Source organism: Domibacillus sp. A3M-37 (genome assembly GCF_024213455.1).
GTDB lineage: Bacteria > Bacillota > Bacilli > Bacillales > Domibacillaceae > Domibacillus > Domibacillus tundrae.
On sequence record NZ_JANAVL010000002.1, the window covers coordinates 215,792 to 235,544 of the forward strand.

General features: G+C 44.4%; 23 protein-coding genes and 1 riboswitch. Of the genes, 20 read left to right on the forward strand and 3 right to left on the reverse strand.

All coding sequences use genetic code 11. From position 1 onward, the window contains the following. The first annotated feature begins 3 nt into the window (after nucleotides 1–3). The 11 genes from NLX67_RS05230 (at nucleotide 4) to NLX67_RS05280 (ending at nucleotide 10,079) form a co-directional block, all read left to right on the forward strand. Nucleotides 4–1,377 carry a cobyrinic acid a,c-diamide synthase CobB gene (locus NLX67_RS05230; RefSeq protein ID WP_254310650.1) on the forward strand — a complete coding sequence of 458 codons (1,374 nt, stop codon included), beginning with the start codon at nucleotides 4–6 and terminating at the stop codon, nucleotides 1,375–1,377. After that, entirely contained in the window at nucleotides 1,374–2,099 is a 726-nt protein-coding gene (locus tag NLX67_RS05235) for an energy-coupling factor ABC transporter permease (RefSeq protein WP_254310651.1), read from the forward strand. Before NLX67_RS05230 ends, NLX67_RS05235 begins: the two co-directional genes overlap by 4 nt. Beyond that, complete coding sequence (locus NLX67_RS05240; RefSeq protein ID WP_046179760.1) at nucleotides 2,096–2,371, forward strand: energy-coupling factor ABC transporter substrate-binding protein; 276 nt, start codon at nucleotides 2,096–2,098, stop codon at nucleotides 2,369–2,371. Before NLX67_RS05235 ends, NLX67_RS05240 begins: the two co-directional genes overlap by 4 nt. Beyond that, a complete protein-coding gene (locus NLX67_RS05245; protein ID WP_254310652.1) occupies nucleotides 2,368–3,030 on the forward strand; it encodes an energy-coupling factor transporter transmembrane component T family protein in 663 nt (220 codons plus the stop codon). The genes NLX67_RS05240 and NLX67_RS05245 overlap by 4 nt, the downstream gene beginning before the upstream one ends. Then, the gene (locus tag NLX67_RS05250) at nucleotides 3,027–3,830 is read left to right on the forward strand and encodes an energy-coupling factor ABC transporter ATP-binding protein (RefSeq protein ID WP_254310653.1); all 804 of its coding nucleotides are present in this window, start codon (nucleotides 3,027–3,029) and stop codon (nucleotides 3,828–3,830) included. The genes NLX67_RS05245 and NLX67_RS05250 overlap by 4 nt, the downstream gene beginning before the upstream one ends. 97 nt (nucleotides 3,831–3,927) lie before the next feature. After that, entirely contained in the window at nucleotides 3,928–5,172 is a 1,245-nt protein-coding gene (locus tag NLX67_RS05255) for a polysaccharide deacetylase family protein (protein ID WP_254310654.1), read from the forward strand. 129 nt (nucleotides 5,173–5,301) lie between these two features. Then, on the forward strand, nucleotides 5,302–6,600 hold the full coding sequence (locus NLX67_RS05260; protein ID WP_046179758.1) for a hemolysin family protein: 1,299 nt from the start codon (nucleotides 5,302–5,304) through the stop codon (nucleotides 6,598–6,600). A 119-nt stretch (nucleotides 6,601–6,719) separates the two neighbouring features. Next, nucleotides 6,720–8,177, forward strand: a complete 1,458-nt coding sequence (locus NLX67_RS05265; protein ID WP_046179757.1) for a nicotinate phosphoribosyltransferase — start codon at nucleotides 6,720–6,722, stop codon at nucleotides 8,175–8,177. 104 nt (nucleotides 8,178–8,281) lie between these two features. Then, a complete protein-coding gene (locus NLX67_RS05270; RefSeq protein ID WP_046179756.1) occupies nucleotides 8,282–8,851 on the forward strand; it encodes an IMEF encapsulin system ferritin-like cargo protein in 570 nt (189 codons plus the stop codon). Between the two features lie 12 nt (nucleotides 8,852–8,863). Then, nucleotides 8,864–9,718, forward strand: coding sequence for a family 1 encapsulin nanocompartment shell protein (locus NLX67_RS05275; RefSeq protein WP_046179755.1), 855 nt, complete (start codon nucleotides 8,864–8,866; stop codon nucleotides 9,716–9,718). Next, entirely contained in the window at nucleotides 9,711–10,079 is a 369-nt protein-coding gene (locus tag NLX67_RS05280) for a 2Fe-2S iron-sulfur cluster-binding protein (protein ID WP_052728417.1), read from the forward strand. The genes NLX67_RS05275 and NLX67_RS05280 overlap by 8 nt, the downstream gene beginning before the upstream one ends. 77 nt (nucleotides 10,080–10,156) lie before the next feature. Here NLX67_RS05280 and NLX67_RS05285 read toward each other — a convergent pair whose 3' ends face one another. Beyond that, a complete protein-coding gene (locus NLX67_RS05285) occupies nucleotides 10,157–10,636 on the reverse strand; it encodes a hypothetical protein (protein ID WP_046179754.1) in 480 nt (159 codons plus the stop codon). 100 nt (nucleotides 10,637–10,736) lie between these two features. Next, nucleotides 10,737–11,006 (reverse strand): carboxymuconolactone decarboxylase family protein, encoded by a 270-nt coding sequence (locus NLX67_RS05290; RefSeq protein WP_254310655.1) that lies wholly within the window; start codon nucleotides 11,004–11,006, stop codon nucleotides 10,737–10,739. A 311-nt stretch (nucleotides 11,007–11,317) separates the two neighbouring features. Between NLX67_RS05290 and NLX67_RS05295 the strand changes: the two genes are divergently transcribed. From NLX67_RS05295 to NLX67_RS05305, 3 genes are all read left to right on the forward strand, one after another. Next, nucleotides 11,318–12,136: a basic amino acid ABC transporter substrate-binding protein gene (locus NLX67_RS05295; protein ID WP_046179753.1), complete on the forward strand. Its 819-nt coding sequence runs from the start codon at nucleotides 11,318–11,320 to the stop codon at nucleotides 12,134–12,136. A gap of 64 nt (nucleotides 12,137–12,200) precedes the next feature. Next, on the forward strand, nucleotides 12,201–12,866 hold the full coding sequence (locus NLX67_RS05300) for an amino acid ABC transporter permease (RefSeq protein ID WP_254310656.1): 666 nt from the start codon (nucleotides 12,201–12,203) through the stop codon (nucleotides 12,864–12,866). After that, nucleotides 12,853–13,575 (forward strand): amino acid ABC transporter ATP-binding protein, encoded by a 723-nt coding sequence (locus NLX67_RS05305; RefSeq protein ID WP_254310657.1) that lies wholly within the window; start codon nucleotides 12,853–12,855, stop codon nucleotides 13,573–13,575. The genes NLX67_RS05300 and NLX67_RS05305 overlap by 14 nt, the downstream gene beginning before the upstream one ends. Before the next feature lie 34 nt (nucleotides 13,576–13,609). On the opposite strand, the gene NLX67_RS05310 is transcribed toward NLX67_RS05305, so the two are convergent. Beyond that, nucleotides 13,610–15,307 (reverse strand): AAA family ATPase, encoded by a 1,698-nt coding sequence (locus NLX67_RS05310; protein ID WP_254310658.1) that lies wholly within the window; start codon nucleotides 15,305–15,307, stop codon nucleotides 13,610–13,612. 150 nt (nucleotides 15,308–15,457) lie between these two features. On the opposite strand from NLX67_RS05310, the gene NLX67_RS05315 reads away from it, so the two are divergent. From NLX67_RS05315 to NLX67_RS05340, 6 genes are all read left to right on the forward strand, one after another. Then, nucleotides 15,458–15,895: a peptidylprolyl isomerase gene (locus NLX67_RS05315; RefSeq protein WP_046179749.1), complete on the forward strand. Its 438-nt coding sequence runs from the start codon at nucleotides 15,458–15,460 to the stop codon at nucleotides 15,893–15,895. 118 nt (nucleotides 15,896–16,013) lie between these two features. After that, a riboswitch (TPP riboswitch) is annotated at nucleotides 16,014–16,115 on the forward strand. 133 nt (nucleotides 16,116–16,248) lie between these two features. Continuing rightward, complete coding sequence (locus tag NLX67_RS05320; protein ID WP_256519610.1) at nucleotides 16,249–16,422, forward strand: energy coupling factor transporter S component ThiW; 174 nt, start codon at nucleotides 16,249–16,251, stop codon at nucleotides 16,420–16,422. Continuing rightward, the gene (thiM, locus tag NLX67_RS05325) at nucleotides 16,415–17,215 is read left to right on the forward strand and encodes a hydroxyethylthiazole kinase (RefSeq protein WP_254310659.1); all 801 of its coding nucleotides are present in this window, start codon (nucleotides 16,415–16,417) and stop codon (nucleotides 17,213–17,215) included. The genes NLX67_RS05320 and thiM overlap by 8 nt, the downstream gene beginning before the upstream one ends. A 1-nt stretch (nucleotide 17,216) precedes the next feature. Next, nucleotides 17,217–18,020 carry a bifunctional hydroxymethylpyrimidine kinase/phosphomethylpyrimidine kinase gene (gene thiD / locus NLX67_RS05330; RefSeq protein WP_254310660.1) on the forward strand — a complete coding sequence of 268 codons (804 nt, stop codon included), beginning with the start codon at nucleotides 17,217–17,219 and terminating at the stop codon, nucleotides 18,018–18,020. Next, on the forward strand, nucleotides 18,020–18,649 hold the full coding sequence (gene thiE, locus NLX67_RS05335) for a thiamine phosphate synthase (RefSeq protein WP_046179746.1): 630 nt from the start codon (nucleotides 18,020–18,022) through the stop codon (nucleotides 18,647–18,649). Before thiD ends, thiE begins: the two co-directional genes overlap by 1 nt. Nucleotides 18,650–18,761: 112 nt before the next feature. After that, complete coding sequence (locus NLX67_RS05340; RefSeq protein ID WP_254310661.1) at nucleotides 18,762–19,664, forward strand: diacylglycerol/lipid kinase family protein; 903 nt, start codon at nucleotides 18,762–18,764, stop codon at nucleotides 19,662–19,664. Nucleotides 19,665–19,753 lie beyond the last annotated feature (89 nt).

A 19,753-nucleotide genomic window follows, 5' to 3' on the forward strand; every position in this document is an offset into this window, starting at 1 on the left:
AAAATGTCTCAACGATTGGTCATAGCAGGCACCGGAAGTGGCGCAGGTAAAACGACTGTAACGCTCGCCTTGCTCGGCGCCTTAATCCGGCGCGGTCTTTCTGTTCAGCCGTTTAAATGTGGTCCCGACTATATTGATCCGACGTACCATACAGCAATTTGCAAACGGCAGTCACGCAATCTAGACAGTTGGATGGGTGATAAGGAAACGGTGAAGAGTATTTTTTCACGTGCATCAAAAGAAGCGGATATTTCCATTATTGAAGGGGTTATGGGCATGTTTGATGGAAAAGATCCGCTTAAAAATGATGGCAGTACTGCGCATATTAGCTGTCTTTTAGATACGCCGGTACTGCTCGTCATTGATACATCTGGAACAGCTCGAAGCGCGGCGGCTGTTGTGAAAGGATTTCAGGCAATGGCACCGGGACAAATAGTGGCGGTTATTGCGAATAAAACGGGCAGCGAAGGACATTTTCGGCTCATTGAACAGGCTGTCATGCAGGAATGCGGCATTCCGGTTGTTGGACATTTATTAAAAATACCGGGGGTCAACGTGCCGGAGCGTCATCTCGGTCTCGTACCGGCGGTTGAACGCGGTGATTTAAACAGCTTTTTTGACGCATTGGCAGAAGCGGCAGAGAAAACCATTGATTTAGAGCAAGTAATAAAACTTTCTACAGCACAGGAACTGCCGGCTCTTCAACAAACTATTTTCGATAAAAAAGAAGAAACGCCCGTTACCATCGCAGTCGCAAAAGATGCGGCTTTTCATTTTTATTATGAAGAAAATCTTGAAATGCTGCAGGCGCAAGGTGCTGATCTTCACTTTTTTTCACCTCTTGCCGGTGATCCGGTACCGAGTGCTGCAGATGCACTCTATATAGGCGGTGGGTTTCCTGAAGAATTCGCTCCCGTTTTAGCAGCACAGTGTGAAACAAGAAAATCAGTTCGAAATGCCATTGAATCCGGCATGCCAACACTTGCGGAATGCGGTGGGTTCATGTATTTAACAAATGAACTTGTGACAGTGGACAGCCATGTATATCCAATGTGCGGTGTTGTGGAGGGGAGAACAAGGATGAAATCCACACGGGCAGCGCTCGGCTATCGTGAATTAATGTCTATGAGACGTTCATGGCTGCCGGAAGGAACAATAGTAAAAGGGCATGAATTTCACTACTCTGTTTTCGAACATAAGGAAGAAATGACTCCTGCTTTTCAGTCAAACAGCCGTTTTGGAAACAAGTCGGACGGCTGTACGGTTTTTAACACGATTGCAGGGTATGCGCACTTGTACTTCCCGTCAAATCCAGATGTGCCGGCTGCATTCGTTAAGGCAGCACGAATTTATCAACAAAAGAAGGTGATAACATGAAAAAGGTATCTGTTGTATTGGCTCTAGCTGCTTTTTTTTGGCTGAACGCGTACACAGAGCCGGCAGCGATGCATATAATGGAAGGATTTTTGCCGGTTTGGTGGTCTGTTTTTTGGTGGATCGCGGTCATTCCGTTTATTGTTTGGGGATTAAAAACACTGAAAAAGGTGATTGATGAAAAACCGGAAGCAAAATTAATGATCGGGTTTGCAGGCGCATTTGCTTTTGTACTGTCCGCACTAAAAATCCCATCGGTAACAGGGAGCAGCTCCCATCCAGTCGGAACAGCGCTCGGTACGATGCTATTTGGCCCAGCTGCGATGACGGTGCTTGGAACAGTCGTTTTGTTGTTTCAGGCGCTCCTCTTAGCGCACGGTGGGATCACAACGCTTGGAGCTAATGCATTCTCAATGGCTGTGGCCGGTCCATTTGCGGCATATACTGTTTACAAAGGACTAAAAAAGGCAGGTGTTAAGCCGGGCACAAATGCCTTTTTCACTGCTTTTTCCGCCAATATCATCACATACACCGTCACATCCTTGCAATTGGCACTCGCGTTTCCTTCTGAAGCCGGCGGTGTATATGGATCATTCCTTGAATTTGCGGGTATTTTTGCAGTGACTCAAATTTCCTTGGCTGTTTGCGAAGGGTTATTAACAGCAGCGGCTGTAAACTGGCTTGAAAAACATCGTACTTCCTTAAAAGGGGTGAATTTTTCATGAAGAATATAGCCTTAATTTTGTTTGCAGCCGCCATCGCCGTGATTCCGCTGTTTATGTGGGAAGACAGTGAATTTGGCGGTGCGGATAGATTGGCGGAAGAAAAAATCACAGCGATTAAGGCGGACTACACGCCGTGGGCAAATCCAATCTTTGAACCGCCCGGCGGTGAAACCGAGAGCCTGCTTTTTTCTCTTCAGGCTGCCATCGGAGCAGGGGTTATCGGGTACGTAATGGGAACGATCCGGGCACGTTCAAAGCGGGAAAAGCCATGAATCAGATTGACACTGTATCGCGCCAGACACGGTTTTCACTCGTTCATCCGATGGAAAAAGCAGCGCTGCTCCTTATTTGCTTATTAATTGTCGGATGCTGGCGGACGCCTATTGCAGGATTATTTGTTGCATGCGCCGCTCTTTTTTATTTGATAGTGGCCCAAGCGTCCATCCGATTTTATTTGACATTGCTCACTGCGCCGCTCCTGTTTATTACGATGGGGATTGTGCCAATTGCTTTTTCATTTGACGGATGGCTGAAGATTGCTTTCAGTGAGAAATCAATAAACGAGGCTGTTTTAACGGCTTCGGCTGCTTTCGGTGGCGCTTGTGCCTTGTATGCATTTATTTTAACGACTCCGTTCAGCCAGACCGCCTGGCTGATGAAAAAAAGCCGCATTTCCCCCTTGTTTATTGACATTGCCGTTCTTGTTTATCGCTTTATTTTTCAGCTGTCAGAGCGAAAAACAGTTATTTGGCAGGCGCAGTTACTCCGCGGGGGATGTCCGGGTATTCAAATGGCGGCGCAGACAGCAGTCCACACATTTACATCAACTATGCTGGAAATGGAAACAAGGCAGCAGGCTGCTGAACTGCGCGGCGGACTTGACTACTTTGCGGTGGCAGACTGGAGTTCGTTTTGGAGAAAGAAAAAATGATCCAATTTCAAAATATATCTGCGTTGTATTCAGATGGAACAGTGGCATTAAAAAATATATCTTTTTCTATTAAGCCAGGCGTAAATGTTGCGGTTCTTGGAGAAAGCGGATCAGGAAAGTCCACGCTTTTTCAAATTTTATCCGGATTGATGGTACCCGCAGAAGGCTCGATATCCCTAAATAATGAAGAACTGCAATATAAGAAAAAGTGTCTTCAATACTGGCGTACAAGGTTTGGATTTGTTCTGCAGAATCCAGATATGCAATTGTTTGCTCCTACCGTTGAAGAAGACGTGATGTATGGGCTGCTTCAGCAAGGGCAAACAACGGAAGAAGCAAAGAGAAAAGCACATATGGCAATGAACGCGTGCGGCGTTGCTCATCTTCGGCATAAGCCGCCTCATTCATTAAGTGCCGGAGAAAAGAAAAGAGCGGCGATTGCAGGGGTGGCCGCAATGAATCCAGACATCATTGTGATGGATGAACCAGAGGCGGGGCTTGATCCGGTTAATACAAGCAGACTGACTGCTCTTATTGACCAGTTTCATAGGGAAAACAAAACCGTGATCTGTGCTACACATAACATAGACTTTGCGTATGAATGGGCGGATGAATGGCTGATTTTGAATGAAGGACAGCTTTTATTTTATGGGGGTTCAACACATTTTTTTGAAAAAGATACTCTTCGGTCAATAATCGAGTACCCGTGGGCTTATGAAATTGGACAGCTGACCGAGACCGCTCCGTTGACAAAAAAAGACGCTCTTCAACAATTAAGGAAAAGCATGACAAAAAAGTAACAAATTTTTCATAAAAGCATTGTATTATAGTATCTGTTTGTTTACAATAATAAATGGAAGGTAAATCCAAAAAAATGTATTATTGTAGGGGATACGTATGAAGAAGAAAACTGCCATAGCCGCCTTGCTTGCGAGCCTGTTTTTACTGCTTGCCATGGTGCTGGTCAACATGATTGTAACAGCAACACATCATAATAAAACAGCCTGGGCAACAAATGTGACAAAATTGCCCTATGAAAATATTTACATTAAAACAAAAGAAGCTAAAGAAAAACAATATCAACTTGCCTTTCAATATCCTGTTTTTAAAAACGCCTCATTAAATGATGCATTTGAAAAATATGTAAAGAGAAAAGAAGCCGATTTTTTAAAAGAAATAAAAAAAGCAGATGAGAAAAAATTAAAAAAGCAACCGGCTTCTTTGTCACTTACTTTTGAGCTTATTCCAGCCGGCAGCGGAATTTACTCCGTTTTATTTGATGAAAAAACGTATGTCACTGAAGAAAAAAGCCGCTCTTCCGCTGAGACATTTATTATCGATACAGCAGACGGTACACTTGCCAGGCCATCTGACTTGTTTATTGACCCGGACAAAGCCTCAAGTGCACTGCACACGCCGCTCGATTTAAAAAGTTCAAATTTATTTATTCAAAAAAATAATGTTGTTTTTTTAAATGAACACGACAAGCGGGAAGGAAGCCTGCCCGTTCAAAAGATTGCCCCTTTTTTAAAAAAGGAATGGCGGGAGCGTTTTTCTTTTGAAGAAGCCGAAGAAAAAACAGCAGGTGATGAAGAAGTGAAAAAAGTCGCCCTTACATTTGATGATGGCCCAAATCCGACGAGCACGGAAGCTATTTTGGCTACACTAAAAAAACATCATGCGAAAGCGACTTTTTTTATGCTTGGAAGCCGGGTTGAACATTATCCAGAGCTTGTGAACAAAATCGTACAGGAAGGGCATGAGGTCGGCAATCATTCCTGGAGCCATCATGATTTTACGAAGCTTGAAGCTGCTGATGTGAAAAGCGAAATCGACCGTACCTCTGCCGCAGTAGAAGCTGCTGCTGGAGTGTCACCGCTCGCTGTCCGCCCACCGTACGGGGCAACCAATGAAAATGTAAATGAGATTATTGGCGCGAAACCAGTGCTTTGGACAATTGACACCATGGATTGGAAATCGCATGACCCGAAAGTTATCTGTTCGATCGTGAAAAACGAAACGAAAGACGGTTCGATTGTTTTAATGCATGACATTCATCAAACGACGGCTGAAGCCCTCGATGAAATGATTTCATCCCTGAAAAAACAAGGCTATGAATTTGTAACCATCAGTGAGATGTAACGCGCATCCGGTTTGGCAAAAGCCAAGCCGGATTTTGTGTTAAAGAAAGGCCGAACGTGATATGATAAGAAAAATAACTGTGATTTTTGAAAACAGGAGGTGGATGCTCCGACTCATCGGAGCTTGTCATTGGAGATTGTGAATTTACTCGGCATTGCGCTATTAATCGCCTTAACCGCTTTTTTTGTAGCGGCGGAATTTGCCATTGTTAAAATGAGATCATCGCGTGTCGATCAGCTTGTGGCGGAAGGAAAACCAGGTGCTTTAGCGGTCGAACGCGTTACCACACACTTAGATGCATATTTATCCGCCTGCCAGCTTGGTATTACGATTACGGCACTTGGGCTTGGCTGGATCGGGGAGCCGACCGTTGAAAAGCTGCTGCATCCACTATTTGAGCATTTTGAACTTGCCTCTTCTGTTGCGTCAATCCTGTCGTTTGTGATCGCGTTTTCCATCGTGACGTTTCTTCACGTCGTTGTAGGAGAACTGGCACCCAAAACGGTGGCGATTCAAAAAGCGGAGGAGGTTACGCTTGCTTTGGCTGTTCCTCTTATTTGGTTTTACCGGATTATGTATCCGTTTATCTGGATATTAAATGGATCCGCTCGGTTTATTACCGGCTTATTCGGACTGAAGATGGCTTCTGAAAATGATGATGTCCATACGGAGGAAGAGTGGCGGCTGCTGCTTTCAGAAAGCTACAAAAGCGGTGAAATTAATCAAAACGAACTAAAGTATGTAAATAACATTTTTGAATTTGATGAGCGGCTGGCCAAAGAAATAATGGTGCCGCGGACAGAAATGGTCAGCTTATCCATTGACGATACGCTCGAAGACGTATTAGCTGTCATTAAAGAAGAAAAATATACACGCTATCCGGTCATTGACGGCGATAAAGATAACGTCATCGGCATGGTCAACTTTAAAGAAATCTTAAGTGTCGCGGTAAAAGGAAAGCCGTTGTCGAAAGTAGAACCGCTGCGTCAATTTGTAAAACCGGTTATCCGGGTATTTGAAAACATGCTTATTCATAACCTGCTTGTTAAAATGCAAAAAGAGCGGACGCATATGGCCGTATTAATTGATGAGTATGGGGGCACGTCCGGTCTCGTCACCGTCGAAGATATTTTGGAAGAAATTGTAGGGGAAATCCGGGATGAATACGATACGGATGAAATTGCGGAAGTTCGGAAAGTAAAAGATGGCCACTACATTTTCAGCGCGAAGGTACTGATTGGCGAAGTGAATGTTCTCCTCGGAACGGATTTGAATGATGAAGATGTTGACACTTTAGGCGGCTGGTTTTTAACGGAGAAAATTGATACCGCTCTTCATGACATACTTGAGAGAGACGATTGGGTGTTTACGATTACTGAAATGGAAGACCATCACATTTTATATATTGAAGCAAAAAAGCGGCCGTAATGGCCGCTTTTTTAATTTGGTTAAGGTGGAATTTGTCACGAGTGTGTTGCCGGAACGATCAAAAAGGTGTAGGATGATAGGAATGAAGCACGATGGAAAAGCAAAGGGAGTAAAAAACAATGTCACGATACGAAGACGACAGCCTTGCCTTGCACACCGACCTTTATCAGATTAATATGGCCGAAACGTATTGGCATGATGGCATCCATACAAAAAAAGCCGTGTTTGAATTATATTTTCGCAAACTTCCATTTGGGAATGGGTACGGTATTTTTGCCGGCCTTGAAAAAATTATTGATTACCTGGAAAATTTTCGTTTCTCGCAAAGCGATATCGACTATTTGCGAGACATTGGATACAAAGAAGATTTTTTAGCTTATTTAAAAGATCTGACATTTACCGGCACATTAAAAAGCATGCAGGAAGGCGAGCTTGTGTTTGCGAATGAGCCGATTTTGCGAATCGAAGCATCCCTTGCGGAAGCGCAAATTGTTGAAACGGCACTGCTTAACATTGTGAACTATCAAACATTAATTGCGACAAAAGCGTCACGCATTAAACAGGTGCTTGGCGGGGAAACAGCAATGGAATTTGGTTCACGCCGCGCTCACGAAATGGATGCAGCCGTCTGGGGAACACGTGCCGCCTACATCGGCGGATTTAATGCGACGAGCAACGTCCGGGCAGGCAAGCTGTTTGGCATTCCAGTTTCCGGAACACATGCGCACGCACTCGTACAAACATATAAAGATGAGTATACAGCTTTTCATAAATATGCAGAGCGCCACCGGGACTGTGTTTTTTTAGTAGATACGTATGATACGCTCAAATCCGGTATGCCGGCTGCTATTCGGGTAGCGAAAGAGCTTGGGGAGCAAATTAACTTTATCGGCATCCGGCTCGACAGCGGGGATATGGCGTATTTGTCAAAGGAAGCGCGAAAAATGCTCGATGAAGCGGGCTTTCCAGAGGCACATATTGTTGCGTCTAATGATTTAGATGAATATACAATTATGAACTTAAAAGCACAAAACGCAAAGATTGACGTATGGGGCATCGGGACGAAAGTCATTACAGCTTATGATCAGGCGGCGCTCGGAGCGGTGTATAAACTTGTGTCGATTGAAGACGACGATGGTGAGATGACAGATACGATTAAGCTGTCTGGCAATCCGGAAAAAGTAACAACTCCAGGACTGAAGCGTGTCTACCGTATTGTTAATAGACTGAACGGAAAAGCAGAAGGTGATTATATCGCGATGGAACATGAAGACCTGCAGCATGCGAAGCGGCTGAAGATGTTTCATCCAGTTCATACGTTTGTCAGCAAGTTCGTGACCGATTTTGAAGCACGTGAGCTGCACGAATTGATTTTCCTTAATGGAGTGCGCTTATATAAATTACCGGACATTGAATCAATCCGAGAGCGGACAAGCGACAACTTGTCACTGCTGTGGAATGAATATAAGCGGGCGCTCAATCCAGAAGAGTATCCAGTTGATTTAAGCCAAGCCTGCTGGGACAATAAAATGAAAAATATAGAATCCGCTAAAGCACAGCCGCAAGGGCAGGCATAGGGAGAAAACACGGCGCCAAAATTGGTGTCGTGTTTTCGTGTATTCTTTGCCCCGATGGGATGCAACGATTATAATAAAAGAAGTTAAACTAGGAGGTGCGTCTCGTGAAAGAAGAATTAAGTGAATTTTACAATATCTTTACCGGCACGAAAAAAGATATTGAAAGCTTTATGTCCATACTTGATCCTGTCATCAACAATGCGGAAGATGATCATGAGCGGCTGTATTATCACCATATTTATGAGGAAGAAGAACAACGGCTGTCCCGGCTCGCGGAATTAATTCCGTTAATCGAAACATTTCAGGCTGGAAAAGGCGGCGATTTTTCGCCATCCAATAATACATTCAACCGCTTGCTGCAGGAGTTGAATTTAGAAAAGTTCGGTCTGCATAATTTTGTTGAACATTTGGATCTTGCGCTGTTTCAATTTAAAGACGCCGAACGTCAGGCGAAATTGTCTGAGATGCGCGGGGCGAGCCATACAAGCTATCAGTTTGTAAAAGAGAAACTTGCTGGTATAAACGAACGGTTCGAGACGGGCTATTCGGACCCGCATGCGCATCATGATGCGCATGGCGACCATTTAGATCATCATGCAGCAACACCAGCACAGCCGGCAAAGCCAGCCGGACAAAAGCGGTCGTTTACTGTAGGATCACTTATTTCAAAGTAGGAGGAATCATCAATGAGCAAAGTACATTTATATCCGGACGCGCCGCTGTCAGCGGGTGATTTTGATGAATTGGATCAAATTATTATTGAAGCAGCAAAAAAGCAATTAACCGGACGTCGGTTTATTGAATTATATGGTCCGCTTGGACGGGGTGTTCAAAGCATTCATACCGATATTTTTGCTGAAAAAAGCGCCGCCCACATGGATCTGCAAGGGTCATTTGATACGGAAATTGAATCGGCGAAGCGTGTAAATTACACCATTCCAATGCTGTACAAAGATTTTGTTCTGTACTGGCGCGACATTGAGCAGGCAAAAGCACTTGATATTCCAATGGATTTCTCAGCAGCCGCAAATGCAGCTCGCGACGTAGCACTTCTGGAAGACGAAATGATTTTCCACGGTGCTAAGCAGTTTGATATTCCGGGACTGATGAATGTAAAAGGGCGCCAGACGCATTTAATCAGCAATTGGTATGAATCCGGCACGGCGTTTCAAGATGTTGTCGAAGCACGTGGAAAGCTGATGGAAATGAATCATAACGGTCCATATGCGCTCGTGCTGTCACCTGAATTATACGCGCTGCTGCATCGGGTTCACCGCGATACGAATGTACTAGAAATTGAGCACGTTCGCGAGCTCGTAACAGACGGAGTATTCCAGTCACCGGTGTTAAAAGGAAAAACAGGTATTCTCGTGAATACAGGACGAAACAATCTCGACTTGGCGATTTCTGAAGACTTTGAAACAGCGTATCTCGGCGAAGAAGGGATGAATCATCCATTCCGTGTGTTTGAAACGGCTGTACTCCGCATTAAGCGGCCATCTGCCATCTGCACATTTGCCGATCCAAGAGACGATGAATAAAAAATGGACGGTCGGCTCGCTTATTCCAGGCAAAGAAACACGGTTTATCCCGGAAAAGCCGCCGGTTCGTTCAGTGGAAGAAAAATCAAAAAAAACAGTGATGCCAAAACAGGCCATCGTTGAACTGAGACAGGGAAACACGTCCTGTTCCGTTCCTGCATTATCTGGCACCATCTTGCTGGATGCTGCACTTAAACAAGGGTGCAGCATCCAGTACAAATGCCGTAAAGGAACATGCGGCCAGTGTGCAGTCGACATTGTTTCAGGAGCATCTTATTTATCGGCTAGAAATGAAGCTGAGCAAAAAAAGCTTGGCTCATCACCGCGCCGGCTTGCCTGTCAGGCTATAATTAACGTTTAATCAAAAAGGAACTGTCACTTTTTCGGACAGTTCCTTTTTTTATAAAAAAAAGGCCTTTTAACAAGGCCTTTTGTGCATTAAGCAAATTTTTTCGCATTCATTGAAACAACATTTGATTCTATCGTAAATGGCAAATCAACGTGCCGTTTTTCAAGTTCGTCCACACTGACGTCGCGCACGAGTTTCAGTGCTTCTTTTTTAAATGAGTTTGTGACAAATCCCTCATTTACTTCACATAGCTTCCTTAAGTAGCGAAGGGTTTCCTCTGTCATCATTTCCCGGACAGATCCATTGTTCAATTGGCAGATCAATTTATGGCGAAGGCCTCTCATTATGCCAATTTGATCAACGTGTGCTGTAACGTTTTCATCGTTTTCCGCAACAAAGCTAAATGAAATATATTTTCCCTGTGACAAATCGACATTCGTAAAGACCGGATTCGCATATGTTTCACCGGATGAAAGTGTAATAGACTCAGCTTCCGCAGCACCGCCCAGCTTACGGCTGTTGGCAATAACCATGTGAATATCTTTGAGCCCATGAAGCATTCCATTCATGAATTGTCCCTCTTTCCATTGTCGTTCTTAATTTCATTCTAAAGGGAATGATAATCATTGTCAATAAGATATTAAAACGGACAGAAGATTATGTTATTCTTCAATAATCTCTTTTAAAATGGTTAAAGCTTGCTGAACACGGGGAAAACTGTTGTAGGGGAGACATTGATTGAATGATGTATTCTGCTACTTGCTCTTTCGTCAGTCCTGCATTCATCCCGTGTTTAATATGTGTGGCAAGCTGTGTATGGGCACCTTGCGTAACGAGTGATAAAATGACAATTAAAGCCTGTTCTTTTTTATCAAGGTGCGGCCTTCCGTAAATTTCACCGTAGGCTTCAATAATCCATCGCCGAAAATCTGGTGCCACTCAGTCAAGTAGGTCGCTCATCTGGCCATCGACTGGTTTTTCCCATCCTTCATCCATATATTCCGCAAAAACATTTACCCCTTTTTCAAATCTATTCATTTTTCCATCCCCCTATGACACACTTATTCATGATTAATCTGAAAATTCCTTCTTTATGCAAAATGCATTCACTTTCATGCATTATTTAAGCAAATAATGGCAATGTTAGTGAATAACCATGCATAAAAATTAACTTTTTCTTTAAAATGATTGATATTTATACAGGAGCGAGTTATTATTTTACTATACAAAAAAGATAAGGGGTTATTACCATGACATATTTATTTAAAAAAGCAGCGGTTGCAATGGCCGCGAGTTGTGCATTGTTTTTAGCAGCATGCGGCGGCGGTGAAGAAGAAAATGGCGGTTCAGGATCAGAAGACAAAAAAGTATTGAATGTCGGAACGGAAGCAACCTTTGCACCGTTTGAATTTATGGATAAAGGAGAATTATCAGGTTTTGACGTTGATCTTCTCAACGCTGCAGCTGAAGAAGCAGGCTATGAAGTCGACATTAAAAACACAGGATGGGATGCGATGCTAGCAGGTCTTCAAAGCGGCCAGCTTGATATTGGCATGTCCGGTATTACCATTACAGACGAGCGGAAAGAAACATATGACTTTTCAGTACCATATTTTGAATCCGTCACAATGATTGCTTATAAGGAAGGGGCAAGCATTGCATCGGCTGAAGATTTGAAAGGCAAAAAAGTAGGTGTTCAAAACGCGACGACCGGCCAGTTTGCGGCTGAGTCAATTATTGGGAAAAATGACAGCTCGATTTCAAAATACAAATCAGCGGCTTTAATGTTCCAGGCACTTCAAAGCGGAGATGTTGAAGCCGTTGTAACAGATATCGCTGTAGCGGTTGAATATGCAAAATCAAATCCGGATGCCGGTGTTGAAACAATTACGGATGAGCAGTTTGTGCCGGAATATTACGGCATCGCCTTCCCGAAAGGCAGCGAATATAAAGCGGAATTTGATAAGGCATTAAATACGCTATATGAAAATGGAACATATGCTGAAATTTATGAAAAATGGTTTGAAGAAGCGCCAGATATGGAAACATTAAAACAAGCAGCACAATAAAGGGAAAATGGCTGTCCACTTTTTGCCGGGCAGCCGTTTTTTATGAAAGAAAGGAGAGAAAAAAATGGATTTTCGTTTTGACATTGTAACTGATTATATGCCTTTCTTCTTAAGGGGGATGGGTATTACCGTTGGCGTTTCTCTTGCCGGTGTTTTGATGGGCCTTATTCTAGGTCTTATAATAGCTCTTGGTAAAATGTCGTCTAATAAATGGATTCGTCTTCCGTTTAACATTTATATCAACATTTTTAGAGGTACGCCTCTGCTCGTGCAATTATTAATTATACACTTTGGAATTGTGCCGATGTTTATGTCGCCATCCAATCCCCTCGTATCGCTTGTCATTGGCCTTTCGCTAAATTCTGCTGCATATATTGCGGAAATTTTCCGGGCAGGTATACAGTCGATTGATAAAGGACAGATGGAAGCAGCGAGATCGCTTGGCATGACACGTGTACAGGCAATGAAGCTTGTTATTTTGCCGCAAGCGGTTAAACGGGTCATTCCGCCGCTTGGCAATGAATTTATTGTTTTATTAAAAGAATCGTCACTTGGCTCAGTAGTAGCTGCGCCAGAGCTTATGTATTGGGGACAAGCTGCTGCAGGAGAATATATCCGTGTTTGGGAACCGTACATTGCGGTAGCGTTCATTTATTTAATTCTGACGCTGTCATTGACTTATTTGATGAATTATGTTGAAAGGAGATTGAGTACCGATGATCAACGTTAAAAATTTAAAAAAATCCTTTGGCGATAATGAAGTGCTCAAAGATATTTCGGTTGATGTTGCTCCACAGGAAGTGGTTGTTGTGATCGGTCCGTCTGGATCAGGAAAATCAACCTTAATTCGTTGCATAAATATGCTTGAATCGATTAATGGCGGTCATGTTATGATCGACGGTAGAGATTTAACAGACAAAAAGACGAATATTAATGAAGTCCGTACCGATGTCGGCATGGTGTTTCAGCATTTTAATTTATTTCCGCATAAAACCATTTTAGAAAATATTACGCTTGCGCCGATCAACGTACGCGGCATGAAAAAAGCAGAAGCGGAAGAAAAAGCAAGCGTGCTGCTCGCAAAAGTTGGTTTAGCCGAAAAAGCGTCCGCTTATCCGGAGTCATTATCAGGCGGGCAAAAGCAGCGTGTAGCGATTGCACGCGCGCTTGCGATGGAGCCGAAAATCATGCTGTTTGATGAACCAACGTCCGCACTTGATCCAGAAATGGTCGGCGAAGTACTTGAAGTCATGAAGCAGCTGGCGAGAGACGGCATGACGATGATTGTAGTAACGCATGAGATGGGCTTCGCGCGTGAAGTCGGCGATCGGGTTATCTTTATGGATAACGGCTATATTGTGGAACAAAACGAACCGAAAGCATTGTTTGACGCCCCGCAGCATGAACGAACGAAAGCATTTTTAAGTAAAGTATTATAAAAAAAGGATGTCTCCAAAAATGGAGACATCCTTTTTATTGCTGGTGAATGAGCATTTCAATTTCTTCGCCGTCGAGTGTTTCTTTTATCATTAAGTCTTCAACGAGACGGTCAAACGCATCGCGGTGTTCTTCAATTAATGTTTCCGACCGTTCAAGCGCGACTTCAAATAACTCATTCATTTTCGTTTCTTTGTCTGACTGGCGGAACGTAAGGGAGAAACGGTCTTGAAAAATACCGGTGTCGACCATGCGCTCCAAAATTTGTTTTGCCTGCTGCACGTCACCGCTTACCCCAATGGAATGCTCACCGAGGTAAAGACGTTCTGCGACACCCCCGGACAAAATCATGGCAACCTGATCGATCAGTTCACTCGCTGTCGATAAATGGAGCTCTTTCGGAACCGGGGCCACGTAACCGAGTGCCTGCCCACGGGGAATAATCGTTGCTTTTCGGACTGATCCTGGCTTTGTCAGGGCGGCCACAAGTGCATGGCCGGCTTCATGAATCGCCACACGCCGTTTTGTGGCAGGGTCTGCCAGCGGGCGTGTTGTTGTACCAAGAATCGTCCGGTCAAGTGCGTAATCAAAATCTTTTTTCTCAATCGTATCGCGGCCGCTCCGAATCGCACTGCGGCTCGCTGTTTCAAATAAAGCGGACAATTCAGCGCCGGAGAAACCGACTGTCGATTCAGCCAAGTCAGGAAGCATGGCTGCCGCATTATCGGTTAAATTCCTTCCTTTGGCGTGAATATCGATAATTTCTTTGCGCCCTTTTGCATCTGGCAAGGTGACATGAAACGAGAAATCAATGCGGCCGGGACGAAGAAATGCTTCGTCGAGCATATCGCGCCGGTTTGTGGCAGCGATAAACAAAAGGCCGTTATTATCGTGGCCGCCATCAAGCTGCACAAGCAGCTCGGTCAGCGTTTTTTCCCCTTCTTCACCGCCATACGCTTTTCGGCGTCCGGCCAAAGCATCTACTTCGTCAATAAAAATAACTGCCGGTTTTTGTTTGCGTGCTTCAGTAAACAAGCTGCGTACACGTGACGCACCGACACCTACAAACAATTCGGTAAAAGCGGAACCGCTTGAGGAGAAAAAAGATGCGCCAATTTCACGGGCAATCGCTTGGGCGAGCAATGTTTTACCTGTCCCGGGCGGACCGTATAACAGGATGCCACGCGGCGGTTCGATACCAAGGCGGGTAGAAAGATCTTTTTCTTTTAAAATCGACAATGTCTGTAAAATGTCTTCTTTCATTTCATCAGACAAGCCTCCGACATCTTCAAGCGTAATATCCGGAAGCGGACGTGCCTGTGAAAGACTGTTTTTCATGGAGTGGGCCACCCCAATGCCGCCTTTTTTTCGATAAAAATAAAAACCAATTCCAGCCGCCGCCAAAAGAATCCCAATTAAAATCCAGTTTTCATACGCTTCCGCTTTTACATATTCATAGCGGATATTGTATGTTTCATTTAAACGGTCAACCGCATTGCTTCCCGGGGAAATATAAGAAGTGAATTCGCCATTTTGTGTGGAAATATGAAGCGTGCCGTCAGGGTGTTCCTCAAGTCCGACCACCTGGCCATTTTCTTCTTGAATAATTGTTTCAACTGATGAAAACGGAATGACGGTCGTTTTATTAGCGTCCTGTACGTACCAGAAAACGCCAGCTGCCAGCAGCAAAAAGAGAATAGCCGCTTTCCACCACACTCCGGGACGTGTCAACATAAACATCACACTCCCTTTACTAGTCTTTCTCTATTATAGAAGAAAACGAGAATATATGAAAGCGGAAAACATTTCTACAAGGCACTCTTGTTTTAAAATCCGATACTGCGTGGTATGATAGGGAAGATTAAAATTAAAGGAGCGATTATTTTGACAAAAAAAGGATATATCCAATTAAAAGACGGCGCAAAAATTGAATTTGACCTGTTTCCGGAAGCTGCACCGGGTACAGTTGAAAACTTCGAAAAACTTGCAAATGAAGGTTTTTATAACGGTGTAGTATTCCACCGTGTTATTCCTGGATTTGTTAGTCAAGGAGGCGACCCGACAGGAACTGGAATGGGTGGACCTGGCTACACAATTAAATGTGAAACAGAAGGAAATCCACATACACATCAAGAAGGATCTCTGTCAATGGCGCATGCAGGCAAAGATACGGGCGGCAGCCAATTTTTTCTCGTTCATGAGCCACAGCCTCACTTAAATGGTGTTCATACTGTTTTCGGTCAAGTGACATCAGGCATTGAAGCGGTAAAATCAATGAAAAATGGCGACGTCATGGAAAAAGTTGAAGTATTTGATGCATAATGTATCGCGGCCGACGATGAGTCGGCCTTTTTTACTGCAAGAAGACCGTATTTATTCTTATTATGCATAGTTGACGAGCCTGATGGGACTGTGCAAAAATAAAACAGACAAATCAATAAAAGCCTACTGGGGGTGCCTTCGGGCTGAGAGAGGATTCGTTCCTTAACCCCAACGACCTGATCCGGATCATGCCGGCGGAGGGAAGTAGCAATCACTGACGAAAAACCGGCTCAGCGCATTGCTGAGCCGGTTTTTTACGTTAAGGACCTATTATTTCATTTGTTTACACCTGAAAAGATGGAAGTTATGTCTTTAATGGCTGCACTTGGCGTGACATTTATGGTGTTATTGCATTGCTCATGTCAGTACCAATCGCAAATCTATTTCTTGGTATGGAAGCAGCGGCTTTTGCGTTTATGCCGACATTTCTGATCAGCAGTGTGACCGGGTCCATTTTAGGGCTGTTGCTTGCGGTCCGCTTAAAAAAACAAGGATGTTTAATAGAAAGGACGGATTCAAATGAATAACGAACATACAGCACAGCTTCTTGAAAAAGTAAGAAACGAAAAACCGCTTGTTCATAATTTAACGAATACAGTTGTCACCAACTTTACTGCAAACGGTCTGCTTGCGCTCGGAGCGTCTCCCGTTATGGCGGATGCGGTCGAAGAAGCGGCAGATATGGCACGTATTGCTGGAGCAGTCGTTTTAAATATTGGCACACTCACCGCAGACAAAGTAGAGGCAATGATTTTGGCGGGGAAAGCAGCCAATGAAAAAGGAATTCCGGTTTTGTTTGATCCGGTCGGCGCGGGTGCCACACCATACCGGACAGAAAGCGCCAAGCGTATATTATCTGAAGTGAATGTCGATATTTTAAGAGGAAATGCAGGTGAAATTGCGGTGTTGTGCGGCCGGGCGATTCAGGTGAAAGGTGTCGATGGCGGCGGAAATGAAGATGTGCGGAAACTCGCAAAAGAAGCGGCAGATATGCTTAGTACCACGTGCGTCATTACGGGCAAAGAGGATATCGTTTTCGGCCAGGAAGCGTACGCCATTCAAAACGGCGACCCAATTTTAACGCGCGTAACGGGTACGGGCTGCTTGCTTGGGTCCGTCATTGCTTCTTTTTGTGCTGTTGAAAGAAATTATGTGAGAGCCGCAGCCGCAGCATTATCGTTTTATGGCGTTGCAGCCGAACGGGCAGCTGAGGTGTCCGGGGCAGACCAGCCTGGTACATTTGCGGTCCAGTTTTTAAATGAATTGCATAAAACCGGCCGGGAAGAAATTAGCCAAAACGGCAAAGTGGAGGTGCTATAACATGAGCATTCGTAAAGCGCTAACCATTGCGGGATCGGACAGTGGCGGTGGTGCCGGCATTCAAGCTGATTTAAAAACATTTCAAGAGCTTGGTGTGTTTGGCATGTCCGCTTTGACGGCTGTAACGGCTCAAAATACGCTCGGTGTCCATGGAGTGTATCCAATGACCGCTGAAGCAGTGGAAAAACAAATCGATGCAGTCATGTCGGATATCGGCGTGGATGCTCTGAAAACGGGTATGCTTTTTTCAGCTGAGATTATTGAAGCGGCTGCTCGAAAATTACGAGAGTATAAATATCAAAATGTTATTGTCGATCCGGTCATGATTGCTAAAGGCGGTGCTTCTCTTTTGCAGGAAGAAGCAACCGAAGCATTGAAAAAAGTCCTGCTTCCTTGCGCACTTGTCGTAACACCAAATATTCCGGAAGCGGAAGTAATCGCCGGCATGAAGATTACGTCAGAAGCAGATAAAAAAGAAGCGGCGAAGATCATTGCGTCACTTGGCGTCAAAAACGTGTTGATTAAAGGCGGCCATGACGAAGGAGCTAAAACGATTGATTTATTATACGATGGAGAAAGCTTTCACACGTTTATCGGCAAACGAATCAACACAAAAGACACGCATGGAACCGGGTGTACGTTTTCTGCAGCCATGACAGCCGCAATCGCCAAGGGCGCTTCCGTCCGTGCAGCAGCGGAAACCGCCAAGCAATTTATCCAGGCGGCTATTGAAGACGGTCTTCACATCGGTGAGGGGCACGGGCCGACAAATCATTGGGCGTATCGTCAGCGGGGTGGAAATTGATGAAAAATGAACAGTTGGCGGTCTATTTTATTGCCGGAACCCCGAATTGTCCTAAATCAATTGAACAAACGCTGGAAGAAGCAATTAAAGGCGGCATCACGATGTTTCAGTTTCGTGAAAAAGGGGAAGGCGCGCTAACGGGAGAAGCGAAAAAAGCGACAGCTCTTCGACTTCAATTGACATGCCGGCAAGCAGGCATTCCATTTATTGTGAATGATGATATCGAGCTTGCAGTCGAAATCGGTGCGGATGGTGTACATATCGGACAGGAAGATGAAGCGGCATCAATCGTTCGGGACAAACTAAAAGGCGGCATTGTCGGCGTATCCGTTCATACAATGGAAGAGTTTGAAGGAGCGATTAAAGACGGTGCCGATTATGTTGGCACAGGTCCCATCTATGCGACAGCAACGAAAACTGATACGCGTCCCGTTGCAGGCATATCTTTAATCTGTCGCATGAAAGAGCGTTACCCTGAATTTCCAGTTGTCGGAATTGGCGGCATTACACTGGAAAACGCCGGTGCCGTTATAAAAGCGGGAGCGGACGGGGTATCAATTATTACAGCCATCAGCATGGCAGATGATCCCGCCGCCGCCGCCGCTTTCTTAAAAAAAGAAGCGCAGTAAAGAAAAAATGTCTTCGCAGAAGAAGAAATATTTTTTAGGAAAGAAAAAGAAACAGGCCTTTTTTCATGCTATGATGTAGAAAATCTTATTTTGGATAAGGCCGGGTGAAGCAATGTACCTATTTATTGTCAACCCGTCTGCCGGAAACGGACAGGCGGGTTCATTGTGGAAAAAAGTTGAAGCGATTGTGAAAAAGAAAAAAGTTCAATATGCTGTACTCATCGGCGGATCCGAAGCATCAGCCCGCGATTTTATCTGGAACCAAATGAAAGCAGGAAATGTGAAAGCTGTTGCCGTCATTGGAGGCGATGGGACCCTCAATGCTGCCCTCCAGGATCTTGTGCATTCCAACACGGCAATCGCCTTGCTTCCGGCAGGCTCTGGAAATGATATCGCCCGTATGTTCAGATTGACGAGAAATCCCCGTCTTTTTGTGGAAAAGCTTTTAGCGGAGAAGCCGAAAACGCTTGACGTGCTAAAAGTAAACAATAGCTTTGGCTTAACGGTTTCTGGTATTGGACTCGATGCCTATATCGCAGGACGGGCAGCCAAGGCGTTTTATAAAAAACCGCTAAACAAAGTGGGCGCTGGAGGACTTTCGTACAAACTGAGCGCACTTGAGACTATTCTTCGCTATAAGCCGTTTAAAAGTACGGTGACCATCGATAAAGAAAAGTATGTATCTGATCGCACATGGATGATTGCCTGTGGAAATACATCATTGTATGGCGGCGGGCTTGTCATCTGTCCATATGCACACCCGATTGATGGGGTTGTGGATGTGACAATCGTTCATTCCGTCAAACGAAGCAGTCTGCTTTTTCGGTTGTTTCCCCTTCTGATAAAAGGGGAGCCTGTTTTGCGAACAGGGGTCACATATAAAAAAGGGAAGAACATGACCATTCAAACGAACCGTCCTGTCCCAGTGATGATTGATGGTGAAGCAATCGGCATGACACCTGCAGCCGTTTCGATTCATGAAAAAGCGATTAAAATGATTATGACCACGCAATAAATTATCTTTACCTGCATATAAAAATCTTTTTTTGGGTATCAAAAGAAAAGAAGGTGGATTCATGGGCTTTTACAAAATAGTCCGTGGAG